The 13,593-nt window shown below is 56.2% G+C and carries 13 protein-coding genes; 6 read left to right on the top strand and 7 right to left on the bottom strand.

Annotated elements, in window-relative coordinates; genetic code table 11:
- Positions 1 to 165 precede the first annotated feature (165 nt).
- The 7 genes from ACE1BR_RS14205 to ACE1BR_RS14175 all read right to left on the bottom strand — a co-directional run bounded on the left by ACE1BR_RS14205 (position 166) and on the right by ACE1BR_RS14175 (position 7,327).
- The gene (locus ACE1BR_RS14205; RefSeq protein ID WP_374871319.1) at positions 166 to 387 is read right to left on the bottom strand and encodes a DUF2835 domain-containing protein; all 222 of its coding nucleotides are present in this window, start codon (positions 385 to 387) and stop codon (positions 166 to 168) included.
- Between the two features lie 92 nt (positions 388 to 479).
- Positions 480 to 3,104, bottom strand: coding sequence for an aminopeptidase N (pepN, locus tag ACE1BR_RS14200; protein WP_374871317.1), 2,625 nt, complete (start codon positions 3,102 to 3,104; stop codon positions 480 to 482).
- Positions 3,105 to 3,253: 149 nt separating this feature from the next.
- Positions 3,254 to 5,269, bottom strand: a complete 2,016-nt coding sequence (gene prc, locus ACE1BR_RS14195) for a carboxy terminal-processing peptidase (protein ID WP_374871315.1) — start codon at positions 5,267 to 5,269, stop codon at positions 3,254 to 3,256.
- A gap of 8 nt (positions 5,270 to 5,277) precedes the next feature.
- A complete protein-coding gene (proQ, locus tag ACE1BR_RS14190; RefSeq protein ID WP_374871313.1) occupies positions 5,278 to 5,919 on the bottom strand; it encodes an RNA chaperone ProQ in 642 nt (213 codons plus the stop codon).
- Between the two features lie 102 nt (positions 5,920 to 6,021).
- Positions 6,022 to 6,480, bottom strand: a complete 459-nt coding sequence (locus ACE1BR_RS14185) for a GAF domain-containing protein (RefSeq protein WP_374871311.1) — start codon at positions 6,478 to 6,480, stop codon at positions 6,022 to 6,024.
- A gap of 93 nt (positions 6,481 to 6,573) precedes the next feature.
- Positions 6,574 to 7,035 (bottom strand): hypothetical protein, encoded by a 462-nt coding sequence (locus tag ACE1BR_RS14180; protein WP_374871309.1) that lies wholly within the window; start codon positions 7,033 to 7,035, stop codon positions 6,574 to 6,576.
- A gap of 124 nt (positions 7,036 to 7,159) precedes the next feature.
- Positions 7,160 to 7,327 carry a hypothetical protein gene (locus ACE1BR_RS14175; RefSeq protein ID WP_374871307.1) on the bottom strand — a complete coding sequence of 56 codons (168 nt, stop codon included), beginning with the start codon at positions 7,325 to 7,327 and terminating at the stop codon, positions 7,160 to 7,162.
- Here ACE1BR_RS14175 and ccoN point away from each other — a divergent pair.
- From ccoN to ACE1BR_RS14145, 6 genes are all read left to right on the top strand, one after another.
- Positions 7,319 to 8,743, top strand: coding sequence for a cytochrome-c oxidase, cbb3-type subunit I (ccoN, locus tag ACE1BR_RS14170; RefSeq protein WP_374871305.1), 1,425 nt, complete (start codon positions 7,319 to 7,321; stop codon positions 8,741 to 8,743). The genes ACE1BR_RS14175 and ccoN overlap by 9 nt on opposite strands.
- Before the next feature lie 16 nt (positions 8,744 to 8,759).
- The gene (gene ccoO, locus ACE1BR_RS14165) at positions 8,760 to 9,374 is read left to right on the top strand and encodes a cytochrome-c oxidase, cbb3-type subunit II (protein WP_374871303.1); all 615 of its coding nucleotides are present in this window, start codon (positions 8,760 to 8,762) and stop codon (positions 9,372 to 9,374) included.
- 11 nt (positions 9,375 to 9,385) lie between these two features.
- Positions 9,386 to 9,568 (top strand): CcoQ/FixQ family Cbb3-type cytochrome c oxidase assembly chaperone, encoded by a 183-nt coding sequence (locus ACE1BR_RS14160; protein ID WP_033136848.1) that lies wholly within the window; start codon positions 9,386 to 9,388, stop codon positions 9,566 to 9,568.
- Positions 9,565 to 10,545 carry a cytochrome-c oxidase, cbb3-type subunit III gene (gene ccoP / locus ACE1BR_RS14155; RefSeq protein WP_374871300.1) on the top strand — a complete coding sequence of 327 codons (981 nt, stop codon included), beginning with the start codon at positions 9,565 to 9,567 and terminating at the stop codon, positions 10,543 to 10,545. The genes ACE1BR_RS14160 and ccoP overlap by 4 nt, the downstream gene beginning before the upstream one ends.
- A gap of 141 nt (positions 10,546 to 10,686) precedes the next feature.
- Positions 10,687 to 11,187 carry a FixH family protein gene (locus ACE1BR_RS14150; RefSeq protein WP_374871298.1) on the top strand — a complete coding sequence of 167 codons (501 nt, stop codon included), beginning with the start codon at positions 10,687 to 10,689 and terminating at the stop codon, positions 11,185 to 11,187.
- Positions 11,188 to 11,190: 3 nt separating this feature from the next.
- Complete coding sequence (locus ACE1BR_RS14145; protein WP_374871296.1) at positions 11,191 to 13,575, top strand: heavy metal translocating P-type ATPase; 2,385 nt, start codon at positions 11,191 to 11,193, stop codon at positions 13,573 to 13,575.
- Positions 13,576 to 13,593 lie beyond the last annotated feature (18 nt).

The raw sequence follows: 13,593 nt of genomic DNA, 5'->3' as shown, positions 1-13,593 counted from the left end.
AAAGGTGCTAATGGGATGTTAAAAACAAGGTGCAGATCACGGCTCAAACTGTGAGATATTTTGTTTACAGACTAAAAAACAGAAATTACCACTGCCTTTATGCCTATTTTTTGGATAGATAATAACGAAAAACAGGTAAGTAGTCGGTAATCTGTTCAATTATTGTTAATTTATGCGTTCGAGACTGATAAAGCGATAATCGTCCTGTGTTTTGATACGAAAGTAGCCATGTACTCCACTGATCGTGACGAACGGCCGGATTTTCTCGATGCCAAGCTCAAGGGTCAACCCTTGCTCACTGCGTACCACCAGCCGTCTGGCGTGGCCCTGATACATCAACATCACCTCGTCACTGCTCAGTGACAACCGAAAGGTAAATTGCTTCACGTTCACTCCCTATAGATCTCTTGTTTCCCTCGCGGTCGAGTGGAGAGGGTCAAAAAACGGGGCAGAAGAACGACTCCCCTGCCCCATCAGTTTTACTGCTGCAGCGCCTTGCTCACTTTCTCGAACAGATCCCGCGCCAATCCCTCAAGGTTGGCCAGACGGGTCAGTTCGGCGCGGATAAGTGCCTTGCGCCCCTCATCCAGTCGCTTGAACTGAATAAGCGGGGTAATGAGGCGTGATGCTACCTGCGGATTGACCTCGTTGAGTTCGATCAGCAGATCGGTCAGGAAGCGGTAACCGCTGCCATCAACCGCATGGAACTGCACCTGATTGTTCATGGCGAAGCTGCCGATCAGAGCCCGCAGTCGGTTCGGGTTGCGAATACTGAAGGTCGGGTGAGCCATCGCCTGCTGCACCTCGCTCAGCACATCCTCCGCTGGCTTGCTGCCAACCAGGCGCAACCAGTTATCCAGCACCAGTCCATCCTTGGCCCACTTGCCTTCGAAAGCGGCCAGGAGCTCGGAGCGACACGGCAGCAGATAGCGGTTTGCCACCTGCAACGCGGCCAAAGTGTCGGTCATGTTGTCGGCGGCGGCATATTGCTGGCGCACCAGCTGATCGGCACTGCCGGCATCGAGGGCTGCCAGATAGCCGAGCACTACACTCTTGAGCGCACGCTTGGCCATATCGGCATGCACCACTTGATAGCTCGGCAAGTGGAGACTCTCGTAAGTTGCCAGCAGTTGCGCGCCAAAGGCCTGTGCCAGTGAGGTGGTGATCTCGTTGCGCACCTGATGGATGGCGTCGATGTCGGCCACCTCGAACAGCTCGGCCAGCGTCGCTTCGCCCGGCAGGGTCAGGAGCTCCGCTTTGAGCGCCGGATCGAGCTCGGCATCTTCCAGAATGGCGATAAAGGCAGCCAGCAGCGTCCGGGAGAGCTCAACCCCCTGCCCATGCTGCACCCGTGCAACCCCTTCAATAACCGCCTTGTTGATCAGCATTTGCGCCGCATCCCAACGGGCAAACTCGTTGCGGGCAAAACGCATCAGGAAGGCGAGCGCTTCGTCACTGTAATCAAAGTGCAGCTTGACCGGCGCGGAGAAGTCCCGCAACAGGGAAGGAACCGGTTTGGCCGACACCTGATCGAACACGAAGGTCTGCTCAGCTTCCAGTACATCGAGTACGTTGCCAATTGCCTTGCCCTGATACTGCAGAGGGATGACGGCACCTTGCTCGTCATAGAGTTCGATATCGAACGGAATGTGCAGCGGCAGCTTTTGCGGCTGATCCTGAGTCGGCGGAGTGTGCTGGCGCACATGCAGACGGTAAACGCCGCTCGCAGCATCGTACTCGTCGGTCACCGTCAGCTCGGGGGTACCGGATTGGCTATACCAGCGGCGGAAACGGCCAAGATCAACCCCGGAGGCATCTTCCATTGCCTGCACGAAGTCATCGCAGGTGGCCGCCGAGCCGTCATGACGCTCGAAGTAGAGGCGCATACCGGCCTGGAAGGCAGCTTCACCCAGCAGGGTGTGCATCATGCGGATCACTTCCGAGCCCTTCTCGTAGACGGTCAGGGTATAGAAGTTGTTCATCTCGATCACCACATCCGGACGGATGGGATGTGCCATCGGGCCCGCATCTTCGGCAAACTGTGGTCCGCGCATGGTGCGTACGTTGTCGATGCGGTTGACGCCACGGGAACCCAGATCGGAGGAGAACTCCTGATCCCGAAACACCGTCAGACCCTCTTTCAGGCTGAGCTGGAACCAGTCGCGACAGGTGACGCGGTTGCCGGTCCAGTTGTGGAAATATTCGTGCCCGATCACCCGCTCGATACCGTGGTAGTCGCTGTCGGTGGCGGTTGCCGGGTTGGCCAGTACGAACTTGGAGTTGAAGATATTCAGCCCCTTGTTCTCCATAGCCCCCATGTTGAAGAAGTCCACCGCGACGATCATGTAGATGTCGAGGTCATACTCGAGACCAAAACGTTGCTCGTCCCAGCGCATGGAGTTGATGAGGCTCTCCATGGCAAAACCGGCACGATCCAGGTTGCCCTTATCGACGAAGATCTCGAGGGCCACCTTGCGACCGCTTTTGGTAACGTAGTTATTGCGTTCCACATCGAAATCACCAGCCACCAGGGCAAACAGGTAGCTGGGCTTGGGGAAAGGATCCTGCCACTGCACGAAATGGCGACCATCGCCCAGATCACCGCTATCAACCTTGTTGCCGTTGGAGAGCAGGAAAGGGAACTGGGATTTGTCGGCGGTGATGCGGGTGCTGTAGCGCGCCAGAATGTCGGGACGATCCAGATAGTAGGTAATGCGGCGGAACCCTTCAGCTTCACACTGGGTGCAGTAGGCATCACCCGATTTGTAGAGCCCTTCCAGCGCGGTGTTGGCAGCCGGATCCAGCAGGGTAACGATGGTCAGCACACACTCGGCTGGCAGATTGAAGATGGTCAGGGTGCTCTCGCCCTGCTCGTGGTGGTCACAGGGAATGCCATCAATGGCAACGCTTTTGAGGGTCAGTTGCTCACCATCCAGCACCAGTGGCGCATTATGTTCACCGTTGCGACGAATACGGGTAATGGCGGTGACTTGAGTCTGTGGTTCCTGCAACTGGAAATCGAGATCGATGGTGTCGATCCAGTAGAGCGGTGCCTGATAATCCTGGCGATATTTGGCCGGCATGGCCTGAGAGTGATCGGTCATTATTGTCTGCTTCCACGCATGTTAAAGGCGTGAAAGAGGCTGTCACAACCAACTGGCGGGGTCAAACAATTTGCATATCGGCAGATACGCCTGAAAACAAATAAAGAAAGGGCGACCTGAGTCGCCCTTGTGCATTATTGGTAGCCTGATCAGCTGCGTTTGCTGACTTTTGCCAGATCCGCCGTGATATTGGCCGCCTCGACGAGATACTCGTCGGGCGCTTCAAAATCAGCGGGCAGTTCATCCAGACTCTTCACCGCTGGCTTGCCAAGACGTGTCAGACGCTCGTTGGTGCGTTTGAGCGCTTTCTCATCCTGTTTAGCCTGTTCTGCAACACGCTCCGCCTCGTTGAGGGAGACCGACTTCTTGTCTTTCTCCTCCTTGTAGTCGGCAATGTCCTGCATCACATAAGCAAACTCGGGATCCTTGGCAATCCGGGCATCGTGAGCCGTCTGCAACTTGGGCAGCTGGCTGGCAAAGTTGCCGAGTTTCTCGTAATTGGCCGAGGCAATCTTGTCCCACGGCAATGCGTTGAACTCGCGGCTCTCACCCGTATCTTCCGGCGCAACCGGTGTCGGGAAGCTGATATCCGGCGCGACCCCCTTGTTCTGGGTGCTGCCACCGTTGATCCGGTAGAACTTGGCGATGGTGTATTGCACATGACCCAACGGCTGCTCGTAGAAGTCATAGACTTTGGCGAGACTGCGATGCTGTTGCACCGTGCCCTTGCCGAACGAGTTTTCCCCCAGGATCAGGGCGCGGCCATAATCCTGCATGGCTGCAGCGAAGATCTCGGATGCCGACGCGCTGTAGCGGTCGATCATCACCGACATGGGGCCGCCGTAGTAGACGTTGCCATCGTCATCGCCATTGACCGTGATACGGCCCATGTGATCACGAATTTGCACCACGGGACCGCTGGCAAAGAACAGGCCGCTCAAGGCAGACGCTTCGGTCAGCGCACCGCCGCCGTTGCCGCGCAGATCAATCACGAGGCCATCGATCTTCTGCTTGTTAAGGCTGGAGAGCTCCTTGATCACATCGTCATGCAGATTGACATAGAAGCTCGGGATCTCGATGACGCCAATCTTCTTGCCTTCGGCGGTGATCACTTTCGACTTGGCGGCCTGATCTTCCAGACGAACCTTGTCCCGAGTCAGCTCGATCTGCTCGGTTTTGGCTGTTGCACCTTTACCGCGCTGGATCTCCAGCTTGACCTTGCTGCCTTTTGGCCCTTTGATGAGCTCGACCACGTCATCAAGACGCCAGCCGATCACATCGACAATCTTGCCATCCTCCTGCCCAACCCCGGTGATCTTGTCATCAGGCTTGAGGTGGTTGGATTTGGCCGCCGGGCCGCCCGGCACCAGAGAACGAATGACGGTAAAATCATCATCCGCCTGCAACACGGCGCCAATTCCCTCCAGCGAGAGGTTCATCGCTGTGTTGAAGCGATCGGCACTGCGCGGCGAGAGATAGCTGGTGTGCGGTTCGATGGCACGAGCAAAGGAGTTCATGAAGAGCTGGAACACATCCTCGCTCTCGGTCTGGGACATCCGCTTGATGACGTTGTTGTAACGCTTGCCAAGCAGCTCCTTGATCTCGGGCCACTCCTTACCGCTGAGCTTGAGGCTCAAGGCATCGAACTTGACCCGCTGACGCCACAGCTCATTGAGCTCTGCTTCATCTTTGGGCCAAGCCGCCCCTTCCCGATCAAACACATAGTTGTCGGTCTGGGTAAAATCGAAAGGAGTATCGAGCAGTTTGAGGGCGTATTCGTACCGCTCATAACGCCGCTGCTGACTCAGGTTGAACATCTCGTAGGCGGGTGCCAGGCGGCCTCTTTCGAGGTCGGTGTCAAAACCGTTACGGTACTTTTCAAAACGGCTGATATCAGAGGCCAAAAACAGATTGCGGCTGTAATCCAGATTCTCCAGATACTTATCGAAGATCACGGAAGAAAAAGCATCGTCCAGCTTGAACTGTTTATAGTGCGAGCGGGTAAACAGATTGGTAATTCGCTTGCTGGCCGTAGCATGTTGGCTCTCTTGAGCCAACACAGGCAAATCACTCTCCTTGAGCACCGGCTCGATGGCCTGTGCAAACCCGGCAAGCGCCAGGCTACAGGCAACGAGGGAAAAACGAATTACGCCATGCTTCAACATTTGTCTCCTTAGAGAACCAAGTGCTCTGATTTGACCCGCACCATCATGCCGGTCTGCAGCTGGACCTGTACATCGTCCTTGGTCACTTCCTTGATGGTGGCTGCGACCGGAAATTTACCCATGACGACGCGCACGTTCTGGCCCACTTTCAGCGTAGTAGCATCTACCTTCACCAGCGGAGCCTCAGCGACCACGGCCTTGGCTTCAGCCTTGGGCTTGGCAGCGGCATCAGCAGCCTTCTCGGTTTTGCGGGGAGCAGGACGACGAGGCTTCTTGGCTTTTTCATCCTTCTCTTTGGTATTGGTGCGACGGCTGGCAAACACGCGCTCTTTACTCTCTTTCAGAGCTTGTTTGGCGTGCTCGATGTGCTCTTCAGTCAGCAGTTCACCCGGGTTACCGTCCAGATCAACACGGGCCTGGCCAGCTTTGAGGCCATGCAGGTAGCGCCAGCTGGAGGTGTACTGACGCAGTGCGGAACGCAGCATGGTCTTGGAGACTCTGGCATCGTCAGCAAGACGCTCGGCCAAATCCTGGAAGATGCCAATCTTGAGCGGCTTGGCCTCTCCTTCAGCAACGAAGCAGGCCGGGAATTTCTCGACCAGGTAGGCAACGATCTCTTTACTGTTCTTCAGCTTCTCAGTGTTTTCCATGTATAACCTTGGCTTTCATATAAACGCACGGGCACGTCCCGAGCACAACAAAGGCCCCATTATAGAGAGCTTGGGGCCTTTTGCGAACCATCTAGCAATGACTTAGAGCATGCTTTCCAAAATTTGCACCGTTTCTTCGAGGCCAATCCGGTCTTGTTGGTCGAAACGGTTAAAAATCGGACTGTCGATATCAAGAACCCCGATTATATTGCCATCACGACGTACCGGGATCACGATTTCGGCATTGCTGGCCCCATCACAGGCAATGTGTCCCGCAAACTGATGCACATCATCCACCAGTTGGGTATTGCCTTCGGCAACTGCAGTACCACACACACCGCGCCCAACCGGGATCCGGACACAGGCAGGCTTGCCCTGGAACGGCCCCAACACCAGGGTTTCCCCTTGCAACAGATAAAAGCCAACCCAGTTGATCTCGGCCAGCTCCTGATTAAGCAGTGCGGAAAGATTGGCCAGATTGGCGATGAGGTCAGTTTCCCCCTCCAGCAGCGCCTTGGCCTGCTGATTGAGGGTGCGATAGAATTGTGTTTTCTCAATCATGATTAAATGAACTTCACTCCCTGATAGTGAAGGGAAGGTAACGTCTGGCAGCGAAATTTCAAACTTTTTTTCCACGCGGTCACCGTTGAGCCGTTATTCACGGGCTATGGAAAGCGCCAATTGTTGGTGTACGCCATTGCTCCATTCAATATTGAGCAACCAGACCATCATCGAAGAGGTACAACTGCCGACCAGAGTGGAGCCTTGCCATCCACCCGCTATTTGTTCAAAACTCACCGGGATGGTGCCCATAAACATATCCCGCCCCTCCAGCCAGGCTTTCACCGGAGTGATCGCCGGATCCCCCCCCTCCAACCGCAATACAAAATCATGTTCAGCACGAACAGGCAATTGGGGGATAAGCACCGTCAGAGGCTTGCCATCAATTTGCAAAGAACAGCTGTTGTGGGAAAGATCACAAATCTGATCTTTTATCTGCACCGATTTTGTGGTGCTTGCTGCAGAAAACCAGGTGCGATAAGCAACAAGAACCAGCAATACCACCAACACCAGCGCGAGATGCAATACTTTACGCGCAGTCAGTTTCTCTTTCATTAAAACAGCCCTGATTAGATGCAAAGAAAATATATTTTTTGTGATCTCGAACAAGGTAAAAAACCAGCCAAAACGAGCGCTGGCGAAGCCAAATATATCACTGTTTATACTGTTATTTTACCTGTCAGTTCAGTATCATTCTCATGAAGTTTTCATTTAGCCATCTTTTGCTTTTCCTTTCGTTAACAGATGTTAACAACTGGTCGGCGGTGGCTTGATGGAGCCAGTTCGGTTCACCGGACACAAAACCAAACAACAGCAGCATCGGAAGCGGAATATAACGATGAGCCATACAACTAACCATCCTGAGTACAACTACACCGTTGTTCGCCAGTTTACCGTCATGACGATTGTCTGGGGAATTGTCGGCATGTCGGTTGGCGTACTGATCGCAGCCCAGTTAATCTGGCCTGCCCTCAACTTCGACACTCCGTGGCTGACCTACAGTCGTCTGCGGCCCCTCCATACCAACGCAGTGATCTTTGCTTTCGGCGTCAGTGCGCTGATGGCAACCTCATTCTACGTGGTACAGCGCACCTGCCAAACCAGGTTGTTTGGTGGTCCGCTCGCGACCTTCGTCTTCTGGGGTTGGCAAGCCATCATCCTCTCCGCTGCTATCTCCCTGCCACTGGGTTATACCTCAGCCAAGGAGTATGCCGAGCTGGAGTGGCCGATTGACCTCGCCATCACGGTGGTATGGGTTGCCTATGCCATCGTCTTCTTCGGTACCCTGATGAAACGCACCACCTCCCACATCTATGTGGCGAACTGGTTCTTCGGCGCCTTTATCATCACGGTCGCCGTGCTGCACATCGTCAACAACATGGAAGTACCGCTCAGTCCCATGAAGTCCTACTCCATGTACTCAGGGGCCATGGATGCCATGGTGCAGTGGTGGTATGGCCACAATGCGGTAGGCTTCCTGCTGACTGCAGGCTTCCTCGGGATGATGTACTACTTCGTGCCCAAACAGGCAGGTCGTCCGGTCTACTCCTATCGCCTCTCCATCGTGCACTTCTGGGCGCTGATCTCCCTCTATATCTGGGCCGGTCCGCACCACCTGCACTACACCGCCCTGCCTGACTGGGCCCAGTCCCTCGGGATGGTCATGTCACTGATCCTGTTTGTCCCCTCTTGGGGCGGCATGATCAACGGCATCATGACCCTTTCCGGTGCCTGGCACAAACTGCGTTATGACCCCATCCTGCGCTTCCTGATCGTTTCTCTGTCGTTCTACGGCATGTCGACCTTCGAAGGACCGATGATGGCGATCAAGACCGTCAACGCCCTCTCCCACTACACCGACTGGACTGTAGGTCACGTCCACTCAGGCGCGCTGGGCTGGGTAGCCATGGTCTCCATCGGTGCGGTTTACCACCTGATCCCGAACCTGTTCGGTCAGGGCCGCATGTACAGCATCAAGCTCATTAACGTCCACTTCTGGCTGGCGACCGTGGGTACCGTGCTTTACATCGTTGCCATGTGGATTTCCGGCGTGATGCAAGGCCTGATGTGGCGTGCAGTCAACGAAGACGGCACATTGACCTACAGCTTTGTAGAAGCGCTGCAGGCCTCCTATCCCTTCTACTTCGTGCGCTTCCTGGGTGGCTGCTTCTTCGTCACCGGCATGCTGCTGTTGGCCTACAACGCCTATCGCACCATCACTGCGCCCAAAGGTTCCCTGGAACCTGTCGCCCAGCCAGCATGATTGAAGAGGTCTAAGCATGAGCAACAATAACCGTCACGAGATCCTTGAAAAGAACGTCCCTCTGCTGGTGGTGGCCATTATCTTCGCCATCAGCCTGGGGGGCCTGGTTGAAATCACCCCACTCTTCTTCCAGAAGCAGACCACCGAGCCGGTGGAGGGCCTCAAGCCCTACACCGCTCTGCAGATGGAAGGGCGCGACATCTTCATTCGCGAAGGCTGCACCAACTGCCACAGCCAGATGATCCGTCCGTTCCGTGCCGAGACCGAGCGTTATGGTCACTACTCGGTCGCTGGCGAGAGCGTCTGGGAACACCCCTTCCTGTGGGGCTCCAAACGTACTGGTCCGGACCTGGCCCGTGTCGGTGGTCGTTACTCCGACGCCTGGCACCATGCTCACCTCATCAACCCGCGTGATGTGGTCCCAGAGTCCAACATGCCTGCCTATCCCTGGCTCGACACCAACGTGCTGACCGGCGAGATGACAGCCAAGAAGCTGGCGTTGTTCCGCGATCACTTCGGCGTGCCCTATACCGATGCTGATATTCAGGGTGCAGGGGAAGCGGTCAAAGGCAAGACCGAGCTGGAAGCACTAATCGCTTACCTCCAGTCACTGGGCCATGCCCTGAAATAAGGAGTCTCAAGATGGATTACGGCACATTTCGCGGCCTGTATACCCTGCTGTTGATGGCCATCATGATTGGCATCATCGTCTGGGCCTACAGCAAACGCCGCAAGACCTCTTTTGATGAGGCGGCCAATCTGGTGTTTGCCGATGATGAGCAACCTGGTGCTGATAAAAAGAACGCAGGAGCGAAACAAGAATGAGCACTCTGTTTAGTATTTTCGTAACCGTCATCACCCTGGGTACCATTCTCGGCTGCTTCTTGCTGCTGATGTGGTGCCGCAAGGACAAGATGGGCGTTGAAGAAGGCAAGCCGATGGGTCACTCCTTCGATGGCATCGAGGAGATCAACAACCCGTTGCCGAAGTGGTGGACCTACATGTTCCTCTTCTTCATCGTCACCGGACTGATCTATCTGGTCGCCTTCCCGGGCCTTGGCAACTTCAAAGGGCTGCTGGGTTGGCAGAGTTCCAACCAGGATGTGCGCTCGCTGGCCGAGTCCAAAGCTGCCACCGAATCAGCCAAGGCTGAAGGTCGCGCCGTGGAATACGACCGTGAGGTCGCCAAGGCTGACGAGATCTATGGCGCCAAGTTCCGTGAACTGACCTATGAAGCGGATGGCAAGACCTATCGCGCCATCACCGAAATCGCCAAGGATCCGGAAGCCCTGAAAGTGGGTCAGCGTCTGTTCCTGCAGAACTGCTCCCAGTGCCATGGCTCTGATGCCCGCGGCGGGCGCGGTTTCCCGAACCTGACCGACAGCGAATGGCAATGGGGCGGCCAGCCCGATCAAATCAAGACCACCATCATGGGCGGTCGTCAGGGGATCATGGCGGCTTGGGGTGAGATTCTGGGCAAAGACGGAGTGCAAGAAGTGGCTTCCTATGTGCTGAGTCTCTCTGGTCGCAAAGTTGACTTGGTCGAGGCCAAGAAGGGGGAAGCTCGCTTCACCATCTGTGCGGCCTGCCACGGTCCCGATGCCAAGGGCGGCATCGCCTTCGGTGCACCAGATCTCACCAACAACACCTGGCTCTACGGCGGCTCACGCGAAGTGGTGGTACAGACCATTACTCACGGTCGCCACGGTGTGATGCCAGCCTGGAAAGACATCCTGGGCGAGGACAAAGTGCACCTGCTGGCCTCCTACGTTTACAGCCTGTCTCATCAGCCTGCGAAATAAAGGTCAGTCATATAATGTCGTAACATGTGATAAACACGTGATTACACAGCAAAAAGCCTCGACTCCTCGAGGCTTTTTGTTATCTTGTGGTGCATAAAAACCACTTTCCTCGTTAATCATTCGTTTCACGGCAGTAGCATCATGACCCAACCAGTATTTAAACCGTGGTATCGCCAATTCTGGCCCTGGTTTATCATCGCCCTCCCCGCCGCCGCCGTTATCGGCAGCATCTCCACCGCCATTCTTGCCAGCAAGGATGGGGTCAATCTGGTGGCCGAGGACTATTACAAACAAGGGAAAGAGATCAATCAGGACTTGAGTAAATTTGATCGCTCCGAAGCGCTCAATATCCGCTTTGGGCTGGAGGTTGACGGCAACGAGCTGACCCTCAAGCCCATCAGCGGCGATATTCCCGCCGGGCAAGCCCTCTATCTCTCGCTGTTCCACCCGACCTTGGCCGGTCAGGACAGCGAACACATGATCACCGCCGATGCGAGCGGCACCTATCGTCTCCATTTCGATAAACCCCTCACTGGCAAATGGCACATTCGGGTGGATGCGTTCAACCATGAGTGGCGCCTGCAAGAGACGGTACAACTGCCCACCCGGACGCCTGTCGAACTCGATCCGAAAGGACGCTAGGTCATGACCGGCTGTTTTCACTGTGGCGATCCGGTTCCCGCCAATAGCGACTATTCCCTCGAGATAAAGGGGATCGTCAGGCCCATGTGCTGCCCAGGTTGTCAGGCCGTGGCTGAGACCATCATGGAGTGCGGCCTTGCCAGCTATTACGATCACCGCACCGCACCAGGCATCAAGGGGGAGCTGGTACCCGAGGAGCTCGCCGCCCTTACCCATTACGATCTGGCGGAAGTGCAGCAGGAGTTTGTCACCGACAGCGGCAACGTGCGGGAGATCCAGCTCACCGTAGAGGGGCTGACCTGCGCAGCCTGCGCATGGCTTATCGAACGCCACCTGATGACGTTAAGCGGCCTGCGCTACATCAACGTCAACACCACTACCCATCGCGCCCGCATCAAGTGGGATCCGGCCCAGCTCTCTTTGAGCGACATTCTCAAGGGCTTTGCCAAGATTGGCTATCGCGCCTACCCCTTCCAGACTCATCAGCAGGAGGCTCTCTACGCCAAAGAGGTGCGCAGCTATATGTTCCGGCTGGCACTGGCGGGGTTGGGGTCGATGCAGGTAATGATGTGCGCAGTGGCGCTCTATATGGACCTCTTTATCAGCGTCGAAGACGAGTTCATGGTCTACTTCAAGTGGATAAGCCTGCTGCTCTCCACCCCTATCATGATCTACTCGGCCCAACCCTTTTATATCAACGCCTGGCGCAGCCTGAAGCAGGGGCATCTCTCGATGGATGTCTCGGTATCGCTGGCACTGATCGGGGCGTTTATCGCCTCCATGTGGGCCACCGTGTTCAATACCGGTGAGGTCTACTACGACTCCATCACCATGTTCGTCTTCTTCCTGTTGCTGGGGCGCTTTCTCGAATTGCGGGCCCGGCGCAAGGCATCGGAGTCGAGCTCCAACCTGGCACGACTGGTGCCCATCATGGCGACGCTGATCGATCAGGATGGCGAACGCGAAGTGGCAGCCAAGACCCTGCAGGTCGGTGATCGGGTGCGGGTGCTGGCAGGCGCGACGCTGCCTGCAGATGGCGTCATCGTGGCGGGAGAAGCAAGCCTCAACGAAGCGATGCTGACTGGCGAGCAGTTGCCGCTGTTCAAACAGCGGGGCGATCTGGTCTATGCCGGCACCATCAACACCGATGCGCCGCTGCAGATCCGGGTAACCCACCGCATCGAAGAGTCACGCATATCCCAGATCATGCGGCTGCAGGATCACGCCCTCGATGACAAACCGGCCATCGCCCAAATGGCGGATCAACTGTCACGCCACTTCATTCTGATACTGCTGCTGATTGCTGCTGGCGTCTGGACCTTCTGGCACTTTCATCAGCCAGATCAAGCGTTCTGGATCACCCTGGCCGTGCTGGTGGCTACCTGCCCCTGCGCCCTGTCGCTCGCGACTCCAACCGCGCTGACCTCGGCAACCGCCAATCTGACTCGCAACGGTATACTGCTGCGCCGCGGTCATGTGCTGGACATATTGACCAAGGCCAACCGCATCGTGATGGATAAGACAGGCACCCTCACCACCGGTGAGATCCGCCTGTGCGCCACCACTGTGCTGGGCACGCTCGATGCCGACCGCTGCTTGGGGATCGCTCAGGCGCTGGAGGCTCAGTCCGAGCATCCCATCGCCCGCGCCTTCCGGTTGCCAGCCGACGAGGCGGTTTCGTTGCCGCAGGCCAGCGAGATCACACCAGTCATCGGTCACGGCATCACCGGGCTGGTGGAAGGAGTACGCTATCGTATCGGTAGCGCAAGCTGGCTGGGCTTCAATGGTGACAATAGCTTGCCGCAGGGCCTTGCCATTTATCTTGCCAACGAGCAGCAGCTGCTTGCCCGCTTCGAGCTCGATGATACCTTACGCCCCGATGCCAAAGGTCTGATCGAGGCCTTCAAGACTGCCGGTCTGTACACGACCATCCTGACCGGTGACAGCTCCCGGCAAGCCGACGAGATTGCCCGCGAGCTTGGTGTGGATGAGCTGGTCAAGGGGGTATCACCCGATGGCAAGCTGGCTTATCTCAAAGCCCGGGAAGCAGAGGGTGAAATCAGCATCATGGTGGGCGATGGCATCAACGATGCCCCTGTGCTGGCCGGCGCACACGCCTCCTTTGCCATGGCTGGCGGTACTGACCTTGCCAAGAACAGCGCCGACGCCATTCTGCTGGCCGATGATCTGGGCCGTCTGCTCGATGCCAGAGCGCTGGCACTGCGCACTCGCAAGATCATCATCGAAAACTTCGCCTGGTCCATCGGCTACAACCTGCTGGTACTGCCGCTGGCGGCCTGTGGCTGGCTGCCGCCCTATCTGGCAGCTGCAGGCATGTCGCTCAGTTCACTCATCGTGGTAACCAACTCGATGCGTCTGAACCGATGAGGACAGTAACGAAAAATA

The organism is Aeromonas sp. MdU4 (assembly GCF_041929505.1).
Taxonomy (GTDB): Bacteria; Pseudomonadota; Gammaproteobacteria; order Enterobacterales; family Aeromonadaceae; genus Aeromonas.
The sequence above is the reverse complement of the archived record's forward strand: the minus strand, read 5'-3'. Positions and strand labels throughout refer to the sequence as shown.

Excerpts from the sequence above, each read along its gene's own strand:
- pepN (WP_374871317.1), bottom strand. The coding sequence starts at position 3,104 with ATGACCGATCACTCTCAGGCCATGCCGGCCAAATATCGCCAGGATTAT.
- prc (WP_374871315.1), bottom strand. The coding sequence starts at position 5,269 with ATGTTGAAGCATGGCGTAATTCGTTTTTCCCTCGTTGCCTGTAGCCTG.
- proQ (WP_374871313.1), bottom strand. The coding sequence starts at position 5,919 with ATGGAAAACACTGAGAAGCTGAAGAACAGTAAAGAGATCGTTGCCTAC.
- ACE1BR_RS14160 (WP_033136848.1), top strand. The coding sequence starts at position 9,386 with ATGGATTACGGCACATTTCGCGGCCTGTATACCCTGCTGTTGATGGCC.
- ACE1BR_RS14145 (WP_374871296.1), top strand. The coding sequence starts at position 11,191 with ATGACCGGCTGTTTTCACTGTGGCGATCCGGTTCCCGCCAATAGCGAC.
- ACE1BR_RS14180 (WP_374871309.1), bottom strand. The coding sequence starts at position 7,035 with ATGAAAGAGAAACTGACTGCGCGTAAAGTATTGCATCTCGCGCTGGTG.
- ACE1BR_RS14185 (WP_374871311.1), bottom strand. The coding sequence starts at position 6,480 with ATGATTGAGAAAACACAATTCTATCGCACCCTCAATCAGCAGGCCAAG.
- ACE1BR_RS14150 (WP_374871298.1), top strand. The coding sequence starts at position 10,687 with ATGACCCAACCAGTATTTAAACCGTGGTATCGCCAATTCTGGCCCTGG.
- ccoN (WP_374871305.1), top strand. The coding sequence starts at position 7,319 with ATGAGCCATACAACTAACCATCCTGAGTACAACTACACCGTTGTTCGC.
- ccoP (WP_374871300.1), top strand. The coding sequence starts at position 9,565 with ATGAGCACTCTGTTTAGTATTTTCGTAACCGTCATCACCCTGGGTACC.
- ccoO (WP_374871303.1), top strand. The coding sequence starts at position 8,760 with ATGAGCAACAATAACCGTCACGAGATCCTTGAAAAGAACGTCCCTCTG.
- ACE1BR_RS14175 (WP_374871307.1), bottom strand. The coding sequence starts at position 7,327 with ATGGCTCATCGTTATATTCCGCTTCCGATGCTGCTGTTGTTTGGTTTT.